Source organism: Embleya scabrispora (assembly GCF_002024165.1).
Lineage (GTDB): Bacteria > Actinomycetota > Actinomycetes > Streptomycetales > Streptomycetaceae > Embleya > Embleya scabrispora_A.
On record NZ_MWQN01000001.1, the window covers coordinates 5923821 to 5946486 of the forward strand.

The following is a 22666-nucleotide window of genomic DNA, read 5'->3' on the forward strand; positions in this document are numbered from 1 at the left end:
ATGGTGATGTATGTCTCGACCTGAAGGTTGGGAGTGGCTGGACGAGCCGCGAGAGCATTGGGATATCCCTGCTTCCCTCCGCAGGCCCGGCGGCTCGCCACAATCCAACCTCGTCATCGCAATGCTCTCCTGTGAATTCTTGGGTCACGAGACCGTAGCGCTCGCAGGTCGATTCATCACCGAGTATTCGATGCTCTATCTTCGTCCACCGGACAGAGGGCTGAACTTCCACGAACAGTCGCGACTCGGGGCGGTGATCACCAGGCATACCCGGCGCACATATGAGGCGTGGGAGGGGTTCAAGGCGGCTGCGGAGAACGATGGTCCGGCGGCTGAGGTGCGTCGACTCATTCAGGAAGGCAGGCAGGCGCTTGCCCTTGAGCTGAACAGTGCGATCTCGGCCTTCCGGCAACTTCCGGGTAGCGTGCTGTGAATTATCGGTGTGCCATCCATGTGGCGACGCGGCGTGGTGATGGAACATCCTGCGACAGAGGTGTCCTTCGCGGGCCTGCGGAGTACTCGGTATGCACAGCCACGACGTGTTCTTGGACGGTCCGCAGCGGCGCACGGGATGTATTCGATGTCCGCCATTCGTGAGGCAATCAGATGCCCACCGTGGTGCGGATGAGGTTGCGGACTTGGGAGTGGGTGGTTTTGGGGTCGGGGGATAGGACGGTTATTTGGGGGGCCGGTTGGACGGAATCCGCTATTGCCCATTGGATGTCTGTGGTTCGGCCGGCCAGGGATCGGGCGGCTGCGGTGACTTGTGGGCCTGTGGCGATGATTATGCGGCATTTGCGTGCCACGAAGGCGGTCAGGTAGGTCTCGGCGTCGGTGGGGGATGTGGCTGGGATTTGTAGGCGTTGGGCGTTGACCTTGTTTGTAGTGGCTGCGTCCTGGAGGGCTTGCCAGGCTGCGTCGGCGGTGGCCGGGCCGCTGGGGTCGTCGGTGCCGACTGCGGCGCAGACCACTGGGTTGAGGGAGACGTTGCGGGCTTCCGGGAGCTTTGGTTTGTCGTTGCCGGTGTCGTCGCGGAGTGCGAAGAAGGTGATGATTCCGGCGATGGTTACTGCTACGGCTGTGGCTGCGGCCAGCAGTTTGGTGCGCATCGGGTGGACCCGCCTGTTCGTGTGAGGCTTTTGGCTCGCCTCGAGGTGGGAGAACCTGAAGGGGTTTCTATCACTCGGGTCGCTTGTTGGTCAGTCGTTGTCGGTTGTGGTGGGGAGGAGTTTTCGGGTGATTGTGGTGAGGAAGGGGTCGCGGAGGGACTGGGAGGGTTGGTCGTCGACCATGTAGGTCCAGGTGGTGCTTGGGCGGGTGAGGTTGGAGGCTTTCTCGTCGAGGCCGGACTTGGTGATTTTGGCGGTGTTGAGGTGGTTGGCTGCGGTTGTTTGGGCTTTGTGGAGCAGTGGGGCGAAGGCGCGTTGGGTTTCGGCGTGGAAGGCGTCTATCGGGTTTTGGCGGGCCAGGGCGCGTAGGTGGATGCCCTCGCGGAGGTCGGCGGTGCGGGCCAGGTGGTCGGTCCAGGCGCGGTCGAGGGCGTGGAGGAGGAGTTGGCGGGCTGCCTCGGCCAGGACGGGATTGCCTACCTCCTCCAGGAGTTCGGCCCAGCGGTCCGGGTTGAGGTCGGACAGGATGACGGACGCGGCGTCGTCGTGCAGGACCTCGTGGCGCAGGGCCAGGACCTCCTGGCGTTGCAGGTGGAGTTGTTGGTTGTACATCCATGTGGTGCGGTGGGTGTCGAACAAGGTGCCTTCGGCGACTCTTTGTGCCTGTTCGACGTAGCGGCGCACGGCCGCGTCGAGGATGCGGCCGTCGGGCTCGACCCGCGCCGCGCGGGGTGGGGGCTCGGTGGTGTGCCGGGTGATGGACTCGTCGTCGAGGCTGGTCAGGAAGACCGAGGTGCCCGGGTCGCCCTGGCGGCCGGCTCGGCCGCGCAACTGGTCGTCGAGGCGTCGGGTGTGGTGTCGGCCGACCCCGACCACGAGCAACCCGCCCAGTTCGACGACCCGTTCGTGGTCCGCCTTGTCCGCACCGCCGAGGCGGATGTCCGTACCGCGCCCCGCCATCTGGGTGGATACCGTGATCGCGCCGATCGCCCCGGCCTCCGCGATGATCGCGGCCTCGCGGCTGTCGTCCCGGGCGTTGAGCACCGCGCACCGCAGGCCCGCTTCGCGCAGCGCGGCGCCGATCCGCTCCGACGCGGCGACGTCGCGCGTGCCGATCAGAATCGGTCGGCCCGTGGCGTGGGTGCGTTCGACCAGGGCGAGCAGCGCCGCGTCCCGGGTTTCCTCGTCGTCATAGAGCCGATCCGGCTCGTCCACCCGCACGCAGGGCAGGTTCGGCGGCAGGTCGCCCGTCTCCAACCGGTAGAACTCGCGCAGTTGTTCGGAGACGATCACCGCCGTGCCGGTCATCCCGGCCACCGTCGGGTAACTTCCGATCAGGTCCTGCACGATCAACTGGTCCAGGACCTCCCCGCGCGGCCCGGCGGTCAGCCCCTCCTTGGCCTCCACCGCCGCGTGCAGCCCGTCGGGCCAGCGCTGCCGCTGGGCGACTCGGCCCCGGTTGGCGTCGACCAGCTTGATGCCGCCCTCGCGCACCAGGTAGTCCACGTCCCGGCGCAGCAGCGCCCGCGCGTACAGGGCGACGTTGACCTGGGACAGGCGCGTGTCCATGCCGCGCGCGTACAGGTTGTCCACGCCCAGCGCCCGCTCCACCTCGGCCACGCCCGTGTCGGTGAGCTGTACGGTCATCGCGTCCGACGCGGCCTCGTAGTGCCGGCCCTCGACCAGGTCCGCCACCACCCGGGCCGCCTCCGCCTCGTCGGACCCCGCGGCCACCCCGCCGGCCAGGACGAGCGGGATCCGGGCCTCGTCGATCAGCACCGCGTCGGCCTCGTCGACGATCGCCACATCCGGTGCGGGCAGCACCAGTTCGGCGACATCCGTACGCAACCGGTCGCGCAGCGTGTCGAAGCCGACCTCGGTGACGGGCACGTGCACCACGTCGCGGCCGTACGCGGACCGCCGCTCCGCCGGGGTGGACTCCTGGGTCACGTGCGACGCGCGCACGCCGAGCAGGTCGTAGACGGGCCCCATCCACTCGGCGTCGCGGCGGGCCAGGTAGTCGTTGACCGACAACACGTGCACCCGGCGCCCCTGGAGCGCGAAGGCGGCGGCGGCCAGCGCGCCGACCAGGGTCTTTCCCTCGCCGGTGGCCATCTCCACCACCGTGCCGCGCAACAGGCTCAGTACGCCCAGGAGTTGCACGTCGTAGGCCCGCTCGCCCAGGGCCCGGCGGCCGGCCTCGCGCCCCAGCGCGCACAACTCGACCATGGCGTCGTCGTCCCAGGGCGTGCCGGGGATCCCCGACGCCCGGGCGGCACGACCGAACCGGCCGCCGGAACGCGCGGCGGCGGCCCCCGGCTCGGGTTCCGCGCCGCCGACCCGTACCCGTAGCGTGTGCGCCGCCGCGCGCAGTTCGGCGTCGGACAGATCGCGCAGCGCCGCCTCGCGGTCGGCGGCGCGCCGGACCAGGGGGCGCAGGCCGGTCGGGGTCACGGTTCCGGGTTTGCCCAGGAAACGACGGACGGACCGGGTGAGAGCGCCGGACGAACCCACTGGGCCTCCACTTTTGCGGGGCGGGTGGCGCCCCTGTCGTCGGCAGCCGAGGCGACGGCGACGCGGCGGTCGGATGCCGTGCGACGCGCGGTGTACTCACCCGCGCCCGCCCCTTCCGAACCGCGCCCCCGTAACCCGACACACGTCACAACCTCGACCCCACGTCGCCGAGGATCCGGTCGGTGCGGCCGTTCGGACAACGAAGCGAGGTCCATGGCTGTTCCCCATTCGTGACCCGGATTCCCTGTCCGTGATCGTCTGCCCCGTGATCGGTGACCCCGACCGGCGGGATCGGGCCGAGGCGATCCGACCGGCGACCGGCGCGGCGGTCCGAAACGCTCGGCGGGGCAGATCGACCAGGGGCGGGGCCGCGTGTTCGTGCGGCCCCGCCCCTGGTCGATTCGCCCCGAATGCGAAGTATGTGAATGGCGCGAAGTGCGCTAGTCCGCGAGCAGTTCCGTGCGCAGCCGGGTCAGGATGCGGCTGAGCAGGCGGGAGACGTGCATCTGGGAGATCCCGAGCCGGGCGCCGATCTGGGCCTGGGTCAGTTCCTGGCCGAACCGCATCGACACGATTTCCCGATCCCGCTCCGGCAGCGCGGCCAGCAGCGGCTTGAGCACATGCAGGTTCTCCGCGACCTCGTAGCCGGGGTCGACGTAGGACGAGCGGCCGGAGTAGCCGTCGCCGGGACCGTCCTCCGAGGTGGGCGCGTCCAGCGAGGCGGCGGAGTAGCCGGCCGCCGCGGTCAGCCCCTCGGTGACCTCTTCGATGCTGATGCCCAGGTATTCGGCCAGCTCGGCGGGGGTGGGCTCACGGTCGAACCGACCGGTGAACGCGTCCCGCGCGCGGGCCAGTTCGAGCCGCAGCTCCTGAAGACGCCGCGGCACGTGCACGGCCCAGCTGGTGTCCCGGAAGAAGCGCTTGATCTCACCCGAGATGGTGGGTATCGCGAAGGTGGGGAACTCGGTCCCGAACGAGGCGTCGAAGCGGTCGATCGCCTTGATCAGCCCGATGGTGCCGACCTGGACCATCTCCTCGACGGACTCGTGCCGCGAGCGGTAGCGACCGGCCACGAACCGGACCAGGGGGAGATTGAGTTCGATCAGGGTGTTGCGCACGTACTGGTACTCGTGCGTGCCCTCCTCCAACACCCTCAGTCGGTCGAAGAGGACCTTGGACATCGCTCGGGCGTCGCTCGCGGTCGGCTCCGCGTGATCGGGCGAAGCCAAGGTGTCGAAGACCCGGTCGGCGAATTCGTCGGACGTGCCGACCGAGGATTCCGGAGCCGAGGACGCGAGTGCCGGGAATGCGACGGGAGGAGCCGTGTGAGCAATCTCCGCGGCGGCTGTGGTCGCGGTCGTCGTGCTCGGGTTCATCGTCTGCCTTCCCCTCTTGTCGTACGCGGTGCGTGGGCGCGGTGCATTGTTCCGACGTCCGGGCATACTGCCCCGCCTCTTTCGGCGTACACCCCTTCGCCGAGGATTATTACGATCCGGCCGCGCCCCCCACCTTACGCGCGTGCCGAGGCCGACCGACCCAGCAGTACCCACAGCAGGAACGGGCCGCCCAGCACCGTGGTCACCACGCCGACCGGAATCTCCGCGCCGTCCAGGACGATTCGGCCCAGCATGTCGGCCAGCACGATCAGGATCGCGCCGACCAGCATCGAGCCGAGGACGGGCACCCGCAGCGGCCCGGTCAACCGTCCGGCGATCACCGGCGCGGCCAGCGCCACGAAGCCCACCGGCCCGCAGATCCCGACCGCCAGACCCGCCAGGCAGACCGCCGCGACCAGGCAGACCAGCCGGATCCGGCCGGGATCCAGGCCGAGCGAGGAGGCGGTGGAGTCGTCGAAGCGCAACACGTCCAGCTTGCGCCCGAGCGCGAGGGCGAGCGGGACCAGTACGGCGAGCCCGATCAGTACCGGCCATGCCACGCTGTAGCCGCGCCCGTTCAGGCTGCCCGAACTCCATACGTACAGCGCGCTCGCCGAGTTGAGCGAGCGCCGGGCGAGCACCACCTGGGTGATCGCGGACGCCAGCGCGGACAACGCCAGGCCGACCACCAGAACCCGATAGCCGCGTTGGCCCAGGCCGCCGGCGACCGCGGTGACCACCACGGCGGCGACGAGCGCGCCGATCGGTCCGGCCCACCACGCACCGAACGAGCCGCTCGCGCTGAAGCTGACCGAGATCAGGACGGCGGCGGTGGCGCCGTCGTTGACGCCGAGCAACTCCGGGGTGGCGAGCCGGTTTCGGGCCAGTGTCTGGGTCAGGCAGCCCGCGACGCCCAGGGCGGCGCCCGCCGCCGCGCCGGCCACGATCCGACCCAGGCGGAACTCGCGGACCAGCAGCACGTCGAAGTGGTCGCCCCGGCCGAGGATCGCGTCGAACGTGCGGACCAGGCCCAGTTCGCGCTGGCCGGAGTACACCGACACCACGATCGCCGCGGCCAGCGCGACCGCGAGCAGCGTCGTGGCCAGCACCGCCCGACCGGGCAACAGCAGGGAGAACCGACCCCGGCGCACCACCAGATGCTCGGGCAACCGGCGCACGCGCCGCACGAGCGCCGCCGAACGCGCGGCCTCGTCCGCACGCGCCGCCTCGCACTCGGGCGCATCCTCGCCCGCTCGCGCATCCGCGCCCGCACGCGCCACCCCGGCGCCCCCGCCCGCGCCCCCGCGCCCGATCCCGAGCAGGCGCCGCACCCGAGCCGCCCCGCCGACCCCCCCGCCCGACGCCGACGTCGGCTCCGGCGCGTCCGTCAGCCCCAGCGCGCCCAGCCGCCGCGACCGCACCACGCCGATCAACAGCGGCGCGCCGATCAGCGCCACGATCACCGAGACCGGCGCCTCGAACGGCCGGGCCACCACCCGGGCCGCGACGTCGGCGGCGGTCAGTACGGCCGCGCCGATCAGCGCGGAGAAGCACAGTTGGGCGAGGATGCGCGGGCCGGCCAGGGTCCGGGCGAGGAAACCGGCGAGCAGACCGAGGAAGGAGATCGGGCCGACCAGGGCCACCGACGACGCGGTGAGCAGCGTCACCGACACCGCGACCAGGGCCCGGGTCAGCGCCGGGCGATGGCCGAGCCCGCGCGCCAGGTCGTCGCCCAGGACCAGTGCCGACAACGACCGCGAGACCAGTACGGCGAGCACGAACCCGCCGGCGAGCACCGGCGCGAGGCTGCCGAGCGAGTCGAAGCCCTGGATGCCGGCCAGCGAACCGAGGATCCAGAAGCGGAAGTTGTCGTACGCCTCGGTGGAGTTGACGATCAGGATGTTGGTGATCCCGCCGAAGGTGGCGCTCAGCGCGGCGCCCGCGAGCACCAGCCGCATCGGCGAACCGCCGCCGCGTCGGGCGGAGATGGCCAGGACCAGCAGCCCGGCCACGGCGGCGCCGGCGAACGCCCAGACCAGATAGCCGTATCCGGTCTGCACGCCGACCAGGGTGATGCCGAGCACGACGCCGAGCGAGGCCCCCGCGTTGACCCCGAGCAGGCCGGTCTCGGCGAGCGGGTTGCGGGTGACGGTCTGCAACAGACAGCCCGCCGTGCCCAACGCGGCGCCGGTGAGCAACGCGGTGAGCGTGCGCGGCAGCCGCAGATCGCGAATGACCAGGGTCAGATGACTGTCGGAGCGGGCGCCGTGCCGGTTGAATATGTAGTCGAAGGCGCCGCCGACACCGACCTCGCCGGCGCCCACCGAAAGCGAGATCCCGGTCAGCACCACCACCGTCGCGGTCAGCGCGATCGCGGCGATCAGGACCGTACGCCGACCGGCCGCGCGCCCCGAGGGGTCGTCGCGGCGATCGTCCGAGTGCGCCCCGGGCGTGGCGTCGGTGGACAAGCTCGGCGGGCCACCCAGGTTTTGCAGAATCGGCTGATGCACAGTCATAAAGTGAGGCTAACCTAACCACCGAGCACCCTTGGAAGGCCGCATCACGCCGACTTCGAGCCCGCGTCGAAGGCCTCGCCGGGATCGACCATGAGATCGATATTAGGTTAGGCTAACCTAAATCCCGATCAACGGGGTTGTGCTTGCCAAGGGGAGTTTCGTGCACCCATCAGACCTCGCCGGTCGCGTCGCGGTGGTCACCGGCGCCGCGCAGGGCATCGGTGCCGCCGTCGTCCGGGCCCTCGTCGACCACGGCGCGACCGTTGCCGCCACCGACCGCAATCCGACCGGCGTCGAAAACCTGATGGCCGACGACGGCACCGACGCGGTGATCGCCTACCCGCTCGATGTCACCGACGCCTCGGCGGTCGACACCACCCTCGCCGCGATCGAGCGCCGGCTCGGACCGATCGACATCCTGGTCAACGTGGCCGGTGTGCTGCACGTCTCGCCGGTGGCCGAACTCACCGACCGGGACTGGGCCGACACCTTCGCCGTCAACACCACCGGGGTGTTCCACACCGGCCGGGCGGTGGCCGGACCGATGGCCGCGCGCGGGCGCGGCAGCATCGTCACCGTCGGCTCCAACGCGGCCGGCATCCCGCGCACCGGGATGGCGGCCTACGCGGCCTCCAAGGCCGCCGCCACGATGTTCACGATGTGTCTGGGACTGGAGCTGGCACGCAGCGGTGTGCGCTGTAACGTGGTCTCGCCGGGTTCCACCGACACCCCGATGCAACGCGCCCTGTGGACCGACCCCGAGGCGCCGAAGCGGGTGCTCGACGGCGACCCGGCGACGTGGCGCACCGGGATTCCGCTCGGCCGGATCGCGGACCCCGCCGACATCGCCGAGGCGGTCGTGTTCCTGGCCTCGGACCGAGCTCGGCAGATCACCATGCACAACATGTACGTCGACGGCGGCGCCACGCTGCACGTGTGACGAACAGGCGCCCCTCGTATGGGACTTCGACCACGAGCCGCCCGGCGGATCGGACCATGCACCCTGCACCCCCGCGCAACGCAAGGCAACGCACCGCGCGCGCGGCGACCGGAACCGCAGACCGTGGAAGCGGACCGCAGCGCATCCGTTCGACGTGCCCCACTCGCCCGGCCCACCGGCCGACCGGCCGGTCGTCGGTGCCGCACGGACTCCGCACCACCCCGTCGGAGAATCAAAGGAGCCTCAAGGTGACCACCCCAGAAGCCACCGGCCTGGCCACAGTGGGCGCGGCGACCGCGCTGCTGGAGGCGTATCGTCCGGGCGACACACGCTTCTTCGCGTCCCCCACCCGCACCCTGCTCGCGCACGGCACACAGGCCGAAGTCGCGCACGACGCGCGCCCGTTGCCGACACGCGTGGCCGCGACACTGGCCGACGCGAGCCCGGTCGGCGGCCGGCCCCCGATCGTGCTGGGCGCGGTGCCGTTCGACCAGAGCGCACCCGCCGCGCTCGTGGTGCCCGGCACGATCGACTGGGGGCCGCCGCTGTCCGCCGACCCGCTGATCGCACTGCCCGCCCCCGCGCCGCCGCCGACCGACTGGGACATCCGTCCGGTACCCGCGCCGGAGGCCTACCGCGCGGGCGTCGCCGAAGCCGTGCGGCGCATGCGCGCCGGGGCGTTCGACAAGGTCGTGCTCGCCCGCACCCTGGAACTGCACGCGGCCGATCCGCCGGACATACCCGTCCTGTTGCAGCGCCTGGCCCGCCGCGACCCGCAGGGGTACACCTTCGCGGTCCCGGGCACCCGGCCCGACCACACCCTGATCGGCGCCAGCCCCGAACTGCTCGTCTCCCGACGCGGGGACCGTGTGGTCGCCAACCCGCTCGCCGGATCCGCCAAGCGCAGCACCGACCTGGCCGAGGACGTACGCCGCGCGATGGCCCTGCTCGAATCCGAGAAGGACCTGCACGAACACGCCGTCGTGGTGGCGGCCGTGCGGGACGCGCTCGCCCCGCACTGCGCCACGCTGGAGATCCCCGAACGGCCGACCCTGGTCTGCACCGCCGCGATGTGGCACCTGTCCACCACCGTCACCGGCACCGTGCACCCGGAAAGACGGGCCTCCGCCCTGGAGTTGGCCTGCGCACTGCACCCGACGCCGGCCGTCTGCGGCACCCCGACGACCACCGCGCGGCAGACCATAGCCGACCTCGAACCCTTCGACCGGGGCCTGTACACCGGCATGGTCGGCTGGGGCGACGCGGACGGCGACGGCGAATGGGTGGTCACCATCCGCTGCGCCGAGGCGGCGAGCGACGTACTGCGCCTGTACGCCGGTGCCGGCATCGTCGCGGACTCCTCCCCGGACGCGGAAACCGCGGAGACCGAGGCCAAGTTCCGCACGTTCCTGCACGCCGTGGCGGGTGAGCGATGAGCACCCCGAGCACGCCGACCACGGCGAGCACTCCGAACCCCGGTTCGGCCGCGCCGACTTGGCCCGCCGAGTTCGCCGAGCGCTACCGCGCGGCCGGCTGGTGGCGCGGCGAGACCTTCGGCGGCGTCCTGCGCGACCGCGCCGCCGCGCACCCGGACCGGGTCGCCATCGTGGACGGCGAACGCCACTGGACCTACCGCGACCTGGACGAGCGAGCCGACCGCGTCGCCGCCGGACTGCTCGCGCTCGGCGTCGTCAAGGGCGATCGGGTCGTGGTGCAACTGCCCAACGTGGCCGAGTTCTTCGCCGTGATCTTCGCCCTGTTCCGGATCGGCGCCCTGCCGGTGTTCGCGCTGCCCGCGCACCGCCGGACCGAGATCGGCCACTTCTGCGCGTTCAGCGAGGCCGTCGCCTACGTGATCCCCGACGTGTCCGACGGCTTCGACCACCGCGCCCTGGCGACCGAGGTGCAGGAGGCCACGCCCACGCTCCGGCACGTCCTGGTGGTCGGCGACCCGGGCGAACACACCGCGCTGGTCGACATCGAGCGCGACCCGGTCGAGATCACCGACCCGCCGGCCCCGGGCGATCTCGCCTTCCTGCAACTGTCCGGGGGAAGTACGGGCGTGCCCAAGCTGATCCCGCGCACCCACGACGACTACATCTACTCGCTGCGCGGCTCCAACGAGATCTGCGCGGTGGACGCGGACAGCGTGTACCTGTGCGCGCTGCCGGCCGCCCACAATTTCCCGCTCAGCTCGCCCGGCACACTCGGCGCGCTCTACGCGGGCGCACGCGTGGTGTTGTGCCCCAAGCCCACCCCCGACGTCGCCTTCGCGCTGATCGAACGCGAACGGGTGACCATCACCGGCGTGGTGCCGCCGCTCGCCCTCGCCTGGACCGAGGCCGCCGAGCGCGGCGGCCACGACCTGGGCAGCCTGCGCGTACTCCTGGTCGGCGGGGCCAAGTTCAGCGAGGAGGCGGCCCGCCGGGTCACCCCGACCCTCGGCTGCACCCTGCAGCAGGTGTTCGGGATGGCCGAGGGCCTGGTCAACTACACCCGCCTGGACGACCCCGACGAGGTGATCGTCACCTCGCAGGGCCGGCCGATCTCCCCGGACGACGAGATCCGCGTCGTCGACGACGCCGACGTCCCGGTCCCCGACGGCGAGACCGGACACCTGCTCACGCGCGGCCCCTACACCATCCGCGGCTACTGGAACGCGCCCGAGCACAACGCGAGATCGTTCACCGAGGACGGCTTCTACCGCACCGGCGACGTGGTCCGCAGGCTCCCCTCCGGCCACCTCGTGGTGGAGGGCCGGGCCAAGGATCAGATCAACCGGGGCGGCGAGAAGGTGGCGGCGGAGGAGGTGGAGAACCACATCCTGGCCCACCCGTCCGTACACGACGCGGCCGTGGTCGCCGTACCGGACGCCTACCTGGGCGAACGCACCTGCGCGTACGTGATCCTGCGCGCCGGCGCCGAACCGCTCAAGCCCGTGGCCATCCGCCGCTTCGTCCGCGAGCGCGGCCTGGCCGGCTACAAGGTGCCCGACCACGTCGAGTTCGTCGAGACGTTCCCCTATACCGGCGTCGGCAAGGTCAGCAAGAAGGACCTGCGCGCGGCGATCGCGGCCGGACTGGCCACCCGGGCCGGCTGAGACCCCCCGTCCACCCCCATCACCCACCTCCCGAAGGACCGCCTCCCCGATGGCCCTGCCCAAGATCGCCCCCTACCCCATGCCGACCTCGGCCGACCTGCCGACGAATCGGGTGGACTGGACCGTGGACCCCACCCGCGCCGCGCTCCTCGTGCACGACCTCCAGAACTACTTCCTGTCCGCGTTCACCCCGAACGCGTCGCCGATCACCGAACTGCTCGCCAACGTCGCCCGCCTCAAGGACGACTGCGACCGACTCGGCGTACCCGTGGTCTACTCCGCGCAGCCCGGCGGTCAAACGGCCGAACAGCGCGGCCTGCAACAGGACTTCTGGGGACCCGGCCTGCCCGACGACCTGCACGCGGCGGCCGTCGCCGCACCGGTCGCGCCCGGCCCCGCCGACACCGTGCTGACCAAGTGGAAGTACAGCGCCTTCGTCCGCACCGAGTTGCGCCGCTGGATGCGCGACCTGCAACGCGACCAACTGATCATCGTCGGGGTGTACGCGCACATCGGCGTGACCACCACCGCGTGCGACGCGTGGATGCAGGACATCCAGACGTTCGTGGTGGCCGACGCGGTGGCCGACTTCACCTCGGACAACCACCGCATGGCCCTGTCCTGGGCCGCCGCGAACTGCGCGGTGGTCACCGATACCGAATCACTCTTCGCGGGAAAGTAGACCGGACATGGCCCTGACCCTCGAACTGATCCGCACCGATGTGGCCGACATCCTCGGCGAGGACCCGGCGGACATCCCCGACGACGAGAACCTGGTCGACTACGGCCTGGACTCGGTCCGGGTGATGGCGCTGGTCGAGCGCTGGACCCGCGACCACGGGGTGAGCGTGGACTTCGCCGACCTGGCGGAGCGGCCGACACTGGAGGGGTGGTCGCAACTGCTCGCGCCGAGGCCGTAGTCGCCAGGTTCACGGGTGGCGTGGATCCGGGGCGCACAGGGCGTGGTCGATCAGCGCCCTGGTCGCCGCGTCCACCCGTGCGCCGCCCGCCTCGTCGTTCGCGTCGACGCCGTTGCGCACCACCAGGACCGCGCGGCGCCCGTCGGCGGTGACGCCGTTCTCGCTGGAGAAGCCCAGGTCGTCGCCGCCGTGGTGCCAGTACCGGCCGCCGCAGCTCGACTCGGTGCTCTCCAGGCCCAGCCCGTAACCGCGTCCGGGCTCGTCGGGGATCGGGTGGGTGCGCCGCATCTCGGCCAACTCGGCGGGGCCGAGCAGCCGGCCGGACAACAACGCGACGAAGAACCGGTCGATGTCGCTCGGCGTGCCGTGGATGGCGCCCGACGCGTCGGCGACGGTGTGGTTGAGCACGGTCGTGTCGGTCGGGCGGGTGTCGCCCGCGAAGGTGTGCTGCGCCCGCGCGTGCGGCCGCGGCAGGTACGGATCGTCGCCCGGGACGCGGGTGTCCTGCAGGCCGAGGGGGCGGATGATCCGATCCTGTACCTCCTCGCCCCACGAGCGTCCGGTGACCTGCCGGATGATCAGGCCCACCAGCAGGTAGTTGGTGTTCGAGTACGCCCACGAACTCCCCGGCTCGAAGCGGCTCGGCAGGGTCAGCGCGGCGGCGACCAACTCCTCGGCCCGATAGTGCCGGAAGCGGTTCTCCCGGTAGCCGGACGCCGAGTACAGGGCGGGTACGGCGGCGGGCAGCGCGGTGTAGCCGGGAATGCCGCTGGTGTGTTGGAGCAGATGGCGCAGCGTGATGCGGCGGCCGTCGTTGCCGTTGGCGCGCACCACGCCCGGGAGCCAGGTCTCGATCGGGGCGTCGAGTCGCAGCCGGCCCTCGGCGACCAGTTGGAGGGCGACGGTGGCGACGAAGGTCTTGGTCGTACTGCCGGTGCGGTAGTGACCGTTCGGGGCCGGCGGCCGGCCGGTGTGCAGTTCGGCCTCGCCGCTGCGAGCGGTACGGACGGTGGCGGGGCCGCCGGGCGTCGGGCGAGCCGTGTAGTGCACGGTGACGCCGATCGCACCGGCCGCGTGGATCGCGTCGGTGTCGCGCTGGAGGCGGGAGGCCGGGGGAGGGTCGGCGGAGGAGTCGGCGCTCGCCGCCGCCGCGCCCGGGCCGGCCGTCGTCAGGGTCAGGGCGATGCCCAGGGCCAGGGCCGTCGGGCGTGGCAACCTGCCGCGGGTCCGGTTCGGCGCGGTCATCGTCGCGCGCTCCCTTCGGGGCAGAGCAGGCGGTCGGTGAGTTGTTGCACGGCCACCTCGGCGCGCAGGCCGTGTTCGTCGTCCGTGTAGGTGCCGTTGGCCACGATCACCACGCCGCGCCGGCCGTGCTCGGTGACGCCGACGCGGATCTTGGAGCCCTCGACGTCCCCGCCGTGGCCCCAGCGATACCCGCCGCACGGCAGCGGTTGGCGCATCAGGCCGAGACCGCACCGCACGCCCGGCATCACCTGCTCGAAGTCGGGCGGCATCGGTACGGTCTCGCGCATCAGCGCGAGGTGTGCCGGCGGGAGCAGCCGGCCGCGCAGCAGCGCGGTGAAGAAGCGCTCCAAGTCGGCGTGCGTGGTGACCAGTTCGCCGGCGGCGTCGGCCCAGGACATGGTGCGTACGGTCGTGTCCACCCACTGGTCCCGGTCCGGGAAGCGGTGGTACGAGTGGGCGTACGGCGCGGGCAGGGTCGGGTCGTCGCCGGGGGCGTGTGTGCCGGTGAGGCCGAGCGGGCGAAGGACCCGGGCGCGCACCTCCTCGGCCCAGTGTCGCCCGGTGATCCGCTCGATGATCATCCCGGCCAGGACATAATTGGTGTTCGAGTACTCCCAGTTCGGCGCCGGGTCGTCGGGTGCGGCGGGCGGGAAGCTCGGCGGGAACCGCAGCGCGGCGGCGACGAGCTCGGCCGGCCCCGTGTGGCGAAACCGCAGCCGCTCGAAGTCGGCGGCGGTGTCGCCGAGTTCGTTGCTGTAATTGTGCAGTCCACTGGTGTGACCCAGCAGGTTGCGCACGCTCACCCGGCGCCCGTCGTTGCCGTTGCCGGCCACCAAGCCCGGCAACCACCGGTCCACCGAGTCGGTGAGCGACAACCGCCGCTCGGCGACCAGTTGCAGGACGACCGTGGCCACGAACGCCTTGGTGGCACTGCCCGCCCGCAAGGCGCCGCCGCGCGGCATCGGTTGCCCGGTACGCAGGTCGCCGGGTCCGGCGCTTGCCTCGATCCGTTCGGATCCGTCCCGGAGCAGGATCGCGACATTGACGTAGCCACCCTCGCGAAGCAGCCACTCCGCCTCCCGGCGCAGTCGCGCACCGCCCGCCTGTGCCCCGTGCGCGGCAGTGGCGGTGGCAGTGGCGGCAGCGGCGGCGGGCGCGGTGGCGACCACGGCGGACCCGGCCAGCGTGACGGCCAGTACGCAGCACCGGCGACGGGTCACGGCGGTGGGATTTCCGGGCAGGTGGATCGTATTCGGGAACACGCCGACTCCTCGGGGACGCACGGGTATCCCCCGAGGGTCCCGCCCGACGGGATGCCGCAACGACCGTGCGGGCACCCGAACCGGCAGGGGTGGAGCCCGGTGCGCGGAGGTGGGGTCAACCGAACCGGGCGGGTTAGAGTCGGGGCATGGCAACAGACGAGGGGACGACCGTTCGGGTCGACAGTTGGATCTGGTCGGTGCGGCTGACCAAGACCCGCTCGCTTGCCGCCGCGGCCTGCAAGGCCGGGCACGTGCGGGTCAACGGGGACAAGGTCAAGCCCGCGCAGACCGTCAAGGTCGGGGACGAGGTGCGGGTGCGCGTGGACGGCTACGAGCGGATCGTCGTGGTCAAGCGCATCGTGCGCAAGCGGGTCGGCCCGCCGGTGGCCGCCGAGTGCCTGACCGACAACAGCCCGCCGCGTCCGCCTCGGGACGAGGTCCTGATGGTTCCCCAACGCGACCGCGGCACGGGCCGCCCGACCAAGCGCGACCGCCGCCTCCTGGAGCAGTTCCGCGAGCACTGACCGATGGCGCGGTGGGCCCACCGAGCGGAGTGGGCCCACCCACGCGGGTCAGAGCGCGGTGGGTCCCGAGGGTCCCTCGCTCTTCCCCGACCCAGCAGACCCAGTCGACCCGGCAGACCCAGCAGACCCAGTCGTCCCCGGAGACCCCGCCGTCCCCACCCACTCGACCACGGCGTCCCGCGGTGCCACCGCGCGCGGCAGCGTCTCGCCGCGGAAGAACGACGGCGCGACGAACCGGTACCCGAGCATGAGCACGGCGCCGAGCAACAGTGCGCCGATCCCGGTCAGGAACACCCCGCCGAGCTGCCAGTGCGGCGCGAACGGCAGGCTCCAGTACGTCGTGCCGTAGTCCTTGTCCGAGTAGACATAGCAGGCGTCGACGAAGAAGTACGCCAGCAGCGCGCCGCCGAGCCCCGGCATGATGCCCTTGGTGAGCAGGTCGCGCCGGCTGCGGGTGAGCACGCGCCGGTGGTACCAGACGCAGGCGAAGCCGGTGATGCCGTAGTAGAACGCGATGGCCAGGCCGATCGAACCGATGGAGTCGGTCAGGACGTTCGTGCTGACTCGGGTGATCGCCACGTAGAAGGCCACCGACGCGATCCCCATGCCGACCGTGGACCAGGTCGGCACCTGGTTGCGGGTGTGCACACGCGCGAACTTCGCCGGGATGGCCCGGTGCGCGGCCATCGACAGCGCGGTGCGCGCGGTCGGCAGGATGGTGGTCTGGGTGGACGCCGCCGACGAGGTCAGCACCATGAACACCAGCAACTTGGCCATGAACCAGCCGAATCCGACACTGCCGAAGACGCTCGAACCGAGGCTGGACAGTACGTCCCCGGAGTTGTCCGGATTGGCCAGACCGTTGCCGGTGTCGCCGGCGCCCGCGAAGGACAGCGCCGAGGTGCTGATCAGGACGTAGATCAGGAGGAGCAGGACGGTCGAGATCACCGCGGCCCGGCCGGGGGTGCGCGCGGAGTCCGCGGTCTCCTCGTTGATCGACACGGCCGTGTCCCAGCCCCAGTAGATGAACACCGCGGCCAGGACGCCCTTCGTCAGCGCGTCGACGGAGTCGATCTCGAACGGGTCGAACCAGGACCACGCGACGTGGACCGAGCCGTCCGGGGCGTTGCCGAGGTAGACCTTCCAGAGCGCGGTGAGGCCGAGGGCGACCAGGACCACGATCTCGATGGTCAGCAGTACCTTCTGCAGGTTGGCGGACAGTTCGATGCCGACGTAGCAGATCCAGGTCATCAGGACGATCCAGACGACGCCCGCGAAGGTGGTCCAGAACGTGTCCTCGGCGAGGCCGTGGGCGCCGACCAGTTGGAAGCCGTACTGGCCGGCGATCTGCGCGAGGTTGGCCATCACGACGACGTCCGCGACGATGATCGCCCAACCGCCCATCCAGCCGGTCATCGGGCCGAACGTGCGCGATCCCCAGGTGAAGGTGGTGCCGCAGTCCGGGTTGTCCTCGTTCAGTTCCTTGTAGCCGTAGGCGATCAGGAACATCGGGACGAAGGCCAGGACCATGACGATCGGCGATTGCAGGCCGACGCCCGCGACGATGATGCCGAGGGTGGCGGCCAGGCTGTAGGCCGGTGCGGTGGAGGCGAGCCCGATCACGACGCTGGACGCGAGGCCCAGGGCGCCGGTCTTGAGGCCCTTCTCGCCGGCTGCGCGACGCAGGGGCGGTTCGGGCGAGGAGGGTCTTGCGGGGTCGGTGGAGACCATGGCGAACCGTCCTGTCCTAGCCGGGTGGTTTACACCCGTTTGACCGAAAACGGACCATTGCAGCAGAGGATCAGATTAGACCCCCCGGCAAGCCGCCCGGCAGCCCCGAAGGCCGGAAAAATCAAGGGAACTGATGCTGTGTCAGGCACTTGGGACGGCAGGTGTCGCGGGGTGGCGGGCCGGTTACCCTCGGCCACGAACCCGACACCGCGCGACCGCGTCGCCGCCGGGCGCCGCTCAGGCCGGCACCCGGGTCGCTTCGGCGGCCGAGTGCTCGGCGGCCGGGTGCTCGGCGGTCGGCTGCGCGACGTGCGCGGATGTACGCCCGCGCATGCGGGAGTCCGTCCAGGCGCTCGCCAGCGCGATCAGACCCAGCGCGACGCCGACCCACGCGACCGCGGCGTAGCCGAAGCCGGCCGCGATCACCCGGCCGCCGAGCAGTGGGCCGACGGTGATGCCGACGTTGAACGCCGCCGTGTTGGCCGCGCCGGCGAGGGTGGGGGCGTCGGACGCGATGGCGAACACCCGGGCGTTGACGGCCGGATTGGCCGCGAAGCCGCCCACGCCGAGCAGGAAGACCAGGACGAAGGTGGCCGGCACGTGGTGTGCGGTCAGCGCGAGCAGCAGGGACACGACCACGATCGTGCCGATGCTGCCGTACAGGGTGGCGAACGGGTGTTCGTCGGCCACCCGTCCGCCGATCGTGATCCCGACCACCGCGCCCACCCCGTACCAGGACAACACCAGCGGTACCCACGCCTCGCCGATCCCGGTGGTGTTGGTCAGCATCGTGCCGAGGTAACTGAACACCGCGACCACGGCGCCGAAACCGGCCGCCGTCGTGGTGTACGCGACCCACAGTCGCGGCCGGCGCATGGCGCGCAGTTCGGTCCGGACCGAGCGCGGCGCCTCGTCCGTGGTGTGGCCGCCGGGCAGGACCGCGTATACCGCGACCGTGCTCAGCGCGGTGAGCAGGGCGACCGCCCAGAAGGCCGCGCGCCAGCCGGCCCAATTGCCGATCATGGTGCCGAGCGGAAGGCCGACCACGGTGGCCAGGGACAACCCGCCCGCGACCACCGCCATCGCCTTGGCCCGCGCGTTCGGGGCGACCAGGCCGATGGCGGTGACGGCCGCCACCGCCCAGAAGCCGGCGTAGGCGATGGCGCTGACCACGCGGGTGGCGAGAATCAGCCAGTAGCCGGGGGCGAGCGCGCCGACCACGTGGCCCAGGACGAACACGCTCTGGAAGGCGATCAGGGCGGTACGTCGCGGCCAGTGCAGGGTGAGTACGGCGAGCAGGGGCGCGCCGATGACCATGCCGACGGCGAAGGCCGAGATCAGCAGCCCGGCGTCGGGGATGGAGACGCCGAGGTCGGCGGCCATCGTCTCCAGCAGTCCGGAGAGCATGAACTCCGAGGTGCCTTGGGCGAATATGCCGAGTCCGAGGACGTAGACGGCCAGGGGCATGGGGGACTCCCGAGTCGGTGGTGCGGTGTGCGTTCGCGTTTTGGAATGTTCGGTTCAAAATCAGGGCAGACGTGGGCGCGGCCGAAGGTCGCGGCGGGCGCGCCGGGTCGGCTCGGTGTGCGCGGGTCGCTAGAGCGCCGCGAGTGTCGTCTCCGCGATCGCCGTCAGCCCCGCACGGTTCACCCCGCTGCGGGCGGCGAGCCGGATTCCCGACACCGCGCCGATCACGGCGTGGGCGAGGGCGTCGGCGTCCTTGTCCCGGTCGATGTCGCCATCGAGCCGTCCGGCGTCGATCGCGGCCTTGATCGCCGCGTGCCGGCGGAGGTAGTCCCGTTCGAGCAGTGCGGTCACCTCGACGTCGCGGCCGGACAGTTCGATCGCGGTGTTGACCACCAGGCAGCCGCGCCGGTCGCCGGGGTTGTCGGTCTCGTCGACCACGATCGTGGTCAGCAGGTCGCGGATCTTCTCGTGCACGGGCCGATCGCTCTCCAGGTTCGCCACCTGGACGCTCGTCATGTGCTCGATGTAGCGCCGCAGTGCCCGCAGGAACAGATCGCGTTTGCTGCTGAACGTGTTGTAGATGCTGCTGCGGCCGAGGCCGGTCGCGTCGCACAGGTCCTGCGTCGAGGTGGCCTCGTAGCCCGCCCGCCAGAACGCGTCGAGCGCGGCCTGGACCGCCTGTTCCTCGTCGAACTTCCGTGGTCGGGCCATGCGGAGCACGCTAGCAGGTTTTGTAATGAGTGGTCCAATAAGGTTGATCGCCCCCGACCGTCGACGCCGCGCGCCCGAGAGGGAAAGATTGTCGACCATGGTGGAGTGGGGGCCTTTGGCCGGGCTGGACGGGATCGACTGGGCGGGTTCGGGACACGCGTACGGCTCGGCCGAGGACGTGCCGGAACAACTGCGCGCGTTGCGCTCGGCGGACGCGGGGGAGCGGGGGCGGGCGCTGGACGCGCTCTACGGCAATATCTTTCACCAGGGCAGCCGATACGAGGCGACGGCGCACGCCGTACCGTTCCTGCTCGCGCTCGTCGCGGATCCGGGCACCCCCGATCGGGCCGAACTGGTGCACCTGCTTGCGGCGTTGGCGATCGGATTCGACGAGGTACACCTTCCCGACGGGGTGGCGATCGCCGCTTGGCGCGCGGCGGTGCGCCAGGCGCGCGCGGGGGGCGCGGAGGGGGCCAGGCGGCGGTTCGACGGGTGGATCGCGCAGGCCGACGGGGAGGCCGAACGACGCGCCCGGGAGCGGCGGCGGGACACCTTCGACTTCGAGCGGTCGTGCCGGGCGGCCGAGTACGAACTGCGCGCCTACGACGCGGTGCGCGCCGGCGTGCCGACGCTGTGCGGTGTGCTGACCGATCCGGATCCGCGGCTGCGGGCGGCGGCGGCGTACGCGGTCGGCTGGTTTCCCGAGGAGGCGCCGCGGATCCTGCCCCGGCTGCGCGACCTGCCGGCGACCGAATCGGTGCCGGGCGTCGCGGCGAACGCGATCGTGGCGATCGGCCTGCTCGGCGACGCGGCCCAGATCGCCCCGCTGCGGGCGTACCACCAGGGTGCCGACGAGCCCCTGGCCCGCTGGGCGGCGGCGACCGCACTGGCCCGCCTCGGTGCGGCCGACCTGGAGGTGATCGCCGAACTCGCAGCCTGCACGGTGGACCCGCCGGCCGACGACGAGGCGGTCCCGATGGGCTTCTTCGACGGGGATCTGCGAGCCTACGCGTCGAGCAGTCTGGCCGCCCTCGAAGCCGGCGAACTCCCGGTCGACGTACTGGAATCGATCCTGGCCGGATTGTCCCGCACCTCCGGCCCCTCGGCCTTCGCCATCACGGACGCGGCGCTTCGCCTGGCCTTCGGCACGGAGGCGCTCGGTGCGCCGGCGCCGGCCTTCGCCGACTTGTCGGCGGCGCGGCGCCGGGTCGTGGCGACCCTGGCCGAACTGGATGTGGACACCTGGAAGTGGGTCGACTTCCGAGAGTTGCTGCGGGCGCGCGATCTGCCGGACGACCGGGCGGCGTGCCGGAGGTACGCGGGGTTGGCGCAGGACTGAGCCCCGGCGGGGTGCGGGCTACTCCGTCATCGGCGCGCGCAGCGCCTCCGGGTCGGTGGCGGCCGACAGCAGGCGGGCGCGGATGGCGGTGCCGGCCCGGGTGTAGGCGTCCTCGTCGTCGTGCAGGACGCTGATGCCGTTGGCGGCTTCCAGGAACGCGATGATCTCGAAGACGAGTTGGGCCGTGTCCAGGTCCCGGTGGGCCTCGCCCCGGGATTTCGCGGCCTCGGCCTCGGCGATCAGCAGGGCGCGCCAGCCGCTCCAGGCGCCGGCCAGTGCGTCGCGGACCCGGCCCGGGCGGGCGTCGAATTCGGCGGCGGTGTTGAAGAAGAAGCAACCACCGGGGAAGACCCGGTCGCGCGAGTAGGCGATCCAGCGCTCGGTCAGCCGCCACAGCCGGACCAGGCCGGCAGGCCCCTCCATCGCCGGGGTCACCACATGGTCCACGTAGACCTCGACCGCCGCGCCGATCGCCGCGAGTTGCAATTCCTCCTTGGAACCGAAGTGGGCGAACACCCCGCTCTTGCTGATCTCCAGGTCGCTCGCGAGCCGGCCGATGGACAGGCCTTCCAGTCCCTCCATCGAGGCGATGTCGGCGGCCCGGTGGACGATCGCCTGCCGGGTGCGATCGCCCTTGCGGACTCGCCCGTCGGTCGCGGACGTGCTCATGACCCCTCCTGTTTCCGCCGGCCCGACCGGTCCGGCCCCTCGGGTCGGCCCGCCGCCTGCTCGGCCGACCGGCGTCGATTATCCCGCTGTCGGGCCCGCCCCCGGCCTTGACAGTCTTCGCCGACCTGATAAATAGTACGACCGATCGTGCAGTTTTGATCCGGCTGGTTGCGTCTCATCCAGGCGAACCACTCACCCAGGGGGCATGCGGACATGACCCATCCGAAGGCGTCCGGCGCCATCGCCGGCCCGATCGATCCCGAACTCGCCTCGATGGCACCGGCGTTGACCGATACGCGGAGGCCCACTCGGTCCGGGGCGGGCGGCAGGCGGGCCGGGGAGACGTCCGCGCGGTTGGCCGTGCGGGCGGCGACGGCCCTGTCCCCGCGGGCCGCCGGGGCACTGGCGTATGTGCTGTTTCGGCGTCCGTTCGGGCGCAGCCCGGTCCGGCCGGCGGAGCGCTCGGCGCACCTGTTCGCGGTCACCGACACCTTGGATGTCGGCGGCCGGAAGGTGGTCACCTACCGCTGGGGCGACGGGGCCGAGCCGGTACTGCTGCTGCACGGATGGCAGTCCCGGGCCTCGCGCTTCGCGCCGTTCGTCGAGGAGCTGCGGGCCCGGGGGCTGACCCCGATCGGCTTCGACGCGCCGGGCAACGGGGATTCGGGCGGGATCGGCCCCACGGTTTTGGACTATGCCGAGATCGCCCGGCAACTCCAGGAGCGCCATGGGGAGTTCCGGGCCATGTTGGCGCATTCCTTCGGGGTGCTCGGGGCGTTTCAGGCGTTGCGCTCGGGGGTGCGGGCGGATCGGGTGGTGGCGATCGGCGGAGTGTGCGACATGGAATACCTGTTGCACCGGTTCAGCGCCCGACTCCGGTTGGACGCGCGGGTCGTGGCGCTGGTCCGGGAGCGGGCGGACGAGCGGCTGCTGGCCCCCGAGACGGACATCTGGGAGCGGTTCTCCGCTTCCCACGGTCCCGAGCGGGTACGGGTGCCGATCCTGGTCGTGCACGACGAGGACGACCCGATGGCGACGGTGGACCAGGGGTATCGGCTGGCGGCGGCCCATCCCGACCGGGCCCGGCTGTTCGTCACCAGGGGACTCGGCCATCACCGGGTGATGAGCGACCCGGTCGTGGTCGCCGAGGTGCTGCGTTTCCTCGACGAAGCCGAGGCGCCCGCCCCGGCGGCCTGCCGGTCCGGGGCCGCGTAACACGGCGTCGGGTGCCCGGTGTCGGGTC

At 71.6% G+C, this 22666-nt stretch carries 19 protein-coding genes; 9 read left to right on the forward strand and 10 right to left on the reverse strand.

The window, feature by feature from the left end; translation table 11 throughout:
- Positions 1-10: 10 nt before the first annotated feature.
- Positions 11-433: a hypothetical protein gene (locus B4N89_RS26000; RefSeq protein WP_143658084.1), complete on the forward strand. Its 423-nt coding sequence runs from the start codon at positions 11-13 to the stop codon at positions 431-433.
- 169 nt (positions 434-602) lie between these two features.
- Here B4N89_RS26000 and B4N89_RS49095 read toward each other — a convergent pair whose 3' ends face one another.
- The 4 genes from B4N89_RS49095 to fhuB form a co-directional block, all read right to left on the reverse strand.
- Positions 603-1109, reverse strand: coding sequence for a hypothetical protein (locus B4N89_RS49095; protein WP_143658085.1), 507 nt, complete (start codon positions 1107-1109; stop codon positions 603-605).
- 90 nt (positions 1110-1199) lie between these two features.
- On the reverse strand, positions 1200-3623 hold the full coding sequence (secA2, locus tag B4N89_RS26010) for an accessory Sec system translocase SecA2 (protein ID WP_078978221.1): 2424 nt from the start codon (positions 3621-3623) through the stop codon (positions 1200-1202).
- A gap of 440 nt (positions 3624-4063) precedes the next feature.
- Positions 4064-4999: an RNA polymerase sigma factor SigF gene (locus tag B4N89_RS26015; RefSeq protein WP_078978222.1), complete on the reverse strand. Its 936-nt coding sequence runs from the start codon at positions 4997-4999 to the stop codon at positions 4064-4066.
- Between the two features lie 134 nt (positions 5000-5133).
- Complete coding sequence (fhuB, locus tag B4N89_RS26020) at positions 5134-7515, reverse strand: Fe(3+)-hydroxamate ABC transporter permease FhuB (RefSeq protein ID WP_078978223.1); 2382 nt, start codon at positions 7513-7515, stop codon at positions 5134-5136.
- A gap of 160 nt (positions 7516-7675) precedes the next feature.
- Here fhuB and B4N89_RS26025 point away from each other — a divergent pair, with 160 nt between their 5' ends.
- The 5 genes from B4N89_RS26025 to B4N89_RS26045 all read left to right on the forward strand — a co-directional run bounded on the left by B4N89_RS26025 (position 7676) and on the right by B4N89_RS26045 (position 12475).
- The gene (locus B4N89_RS26025; RefSeq protein ID WP_078978224.1) at positions 7676-8455 is read left to right on the forward strand and encodes a 2,3-dihydro-2,3-dihydroxybenzoate dehydrogenase; all 780 of its coding nucleotides are present in this window, start codon (positions 7676-7678) and stop codon (positions 8453-8455) included.
- 248 nt (positions 8456-8703) lie between these two features.
- Complete coding sequence (dhbC, locus tag B4N89_RS26030) at positions 8704-9891, forward strand: isochorismate synthase DhbC (protein ID WP_235618790.1); 1188 nt, start codon at positions 8704-8706, stop codon at positions 9889-9891.
- Positions 9888-11555: a (2,3-dihydroxybenzoyl)adenylate synthase gene (locus B4N89_RS26035; protein WP_078978226.1), complete on the forward strand. Its 1668-nt coding sequence runs from the start codon at positions 9888-9890 to the stop codon at positions 11553-11555. The genes dhbC and B4N89_RS26035 overlap by 4 nt, the downstream gene beginning before the upstream one ends.
- A gap of 49 nt (positions 11556-11604) precedes the next feature.
- The gene (locus B4N89_RS26040) at positions 11605-12237 is read left to right on the forward strand and encodes an isochorismatase family protein (RefSeq protein ID WP_078978227.1); all 633 of its coding nucleotides are present in this window, start codon (positions 11605-11607) and stop codon (positions 12235-12237) included.
- A gap of 7 nt (positions 12238-12244) precedes the next feature.
- Positions 12245-12475, forward strand: coding sequence for a phosphopantetheine-binding protein (locus B4N89_RS26045; protein ID WP_078978228.1), 231 nt, complete (start codon positions 12245-12247; stop codon positions 12473-12475).
- 9 nt (positions 12476-12484) lie between these two features.
- On the opposite strand, the gene B4N89_RS26050 is transcribed toward B4N89_RS26045, so the two are convergent.
- On the reverse strand, positions 12485-13720 hold the full coding sequence (locus tag B4N89_RS26050) for a serine hydrolase domain-containing protein (RefSeq protein WP_078978229.1): 1236 nt from the start codon (positions 13718-13720) through the stop codon (positions 12485-12487).
- Entirely contained in the window at positions 13717-14982 is a 1266-nt protein-coding gene (locus B4N89_RS26055; protein WP_235618791.1) for a serine hydrolase domain-containing protein, read from the reverse strand. Before B4N89_RS26055 ends, B4N89_RS26050 begins: the two co-directional genes overlap by 4 nt.
- 146 nt (positions 14983-15128) lie before the next feature.
- Here B4N89_RS26055 and B4N89_RS26060 point away from each other — a divergent pair, with 146 nt between their 5' ends.
- Complete coding sequence (locus B4N89_RS26060; protein WP_078978230.1) at positions 15129-15506, forward strand: RNA-binding S4 domain-containing protein; 378 nt, start codon at positions 15129-15131, stop codon at positions 15504-15506.
- Between the two features lie 48 nt (positions 15507-15554).
- Here B4N89_RS26060 and B4N89_RS26065 read toward each other — a convergent pair whose 3' ends face one another.
- From B4N89_RS26065 to B4N89_RS26075, 3 genes are all read right to left on the reverse strand, one after another.
- On the reverse strand, positions 15555-17237 hold the full coding sequence (locus tag B4N89_RS26065) for an amino acid permease (RefSeq protein WP_078978231.1): 1683 nt from the start codon (positions 17235-17237) through the stop codon (positions 15555-15557).
- 237 nt (positions 17238-17474) lie between these two features.
- Positions 17475-18704, reverse strand: coding sequence for a Cmx/CmrA family chloramphenicol efflux MFS transporter (locus tag B4N89_RS26070; protein ID WP_078978232.1), 1230 nt, complete (start codon positions 18702-18704; stop codon positions 17475-17477).
- 129 nt (positions 18705-18833) lie between these two features.
- On the reverse strand, positions 18834-19415 hold the full coding sequence (locus B4N89_RS26075) for a TetR/AcrR family transcriptional regulator (RefSeq protein WP_078979638.1): 582 nt from the start codon (positions 19413-19415) through the stop codon (positions 18834-18836).
- A 97-nt stretch (positions 19416-19512) separates the two neighbouring features.
- Between B4N89_RS26075 and B4N89_RS26080 the strand changes: the two genes are divergently transcribed.
- Positions 19513-20754 carry a HEAT repeat domain-containing protein gene (locus tag B4N89_RS26080; RefSeq protein ID WP_078978233.1) on the forward strand — a complete coding sequence of 414 codons (1242 nt, stop codon included), beginning with the start codon at positions 19513-19515 and terminating at the stop codon, positions 20752-20754.
- A gap of 18 nt (positions 20755-20772) precedes the next feature.
- On the opposite strand, the gene B4N89_RS26085 is transcribed toward B4N89_RS26080, so the two are convergent.
- Positions 20773-21423, reverse strand: coding sequence for a TetR/AcrR family transcriptional regulator (locus B4N89_RS26085; protein WP_078978234.1), 651 nt, complete (start codon positions 21421-21423; stop codon positions 20773-20775).
- Positions 21424-21636: 213 nt separating this feature from the next.
- Here B4N89_RS26085 and B4N89_RS26090 point away from each other — a divergent pair, with 213 nt between their 5' ends.
- The gene (locus B4N89_RS26090; protein WP_078978235.1) at positions 21637-22638 is read left to right on the forward strand and encodes an alpha/beta hydrolase; all 1002 of its coding nucleotides are present in this window, start codon (positions 21637-21639) and stop codon (positions 22636-22638) included.
- Positions 22639-22666: the final 28 nt, after the last annotated feature.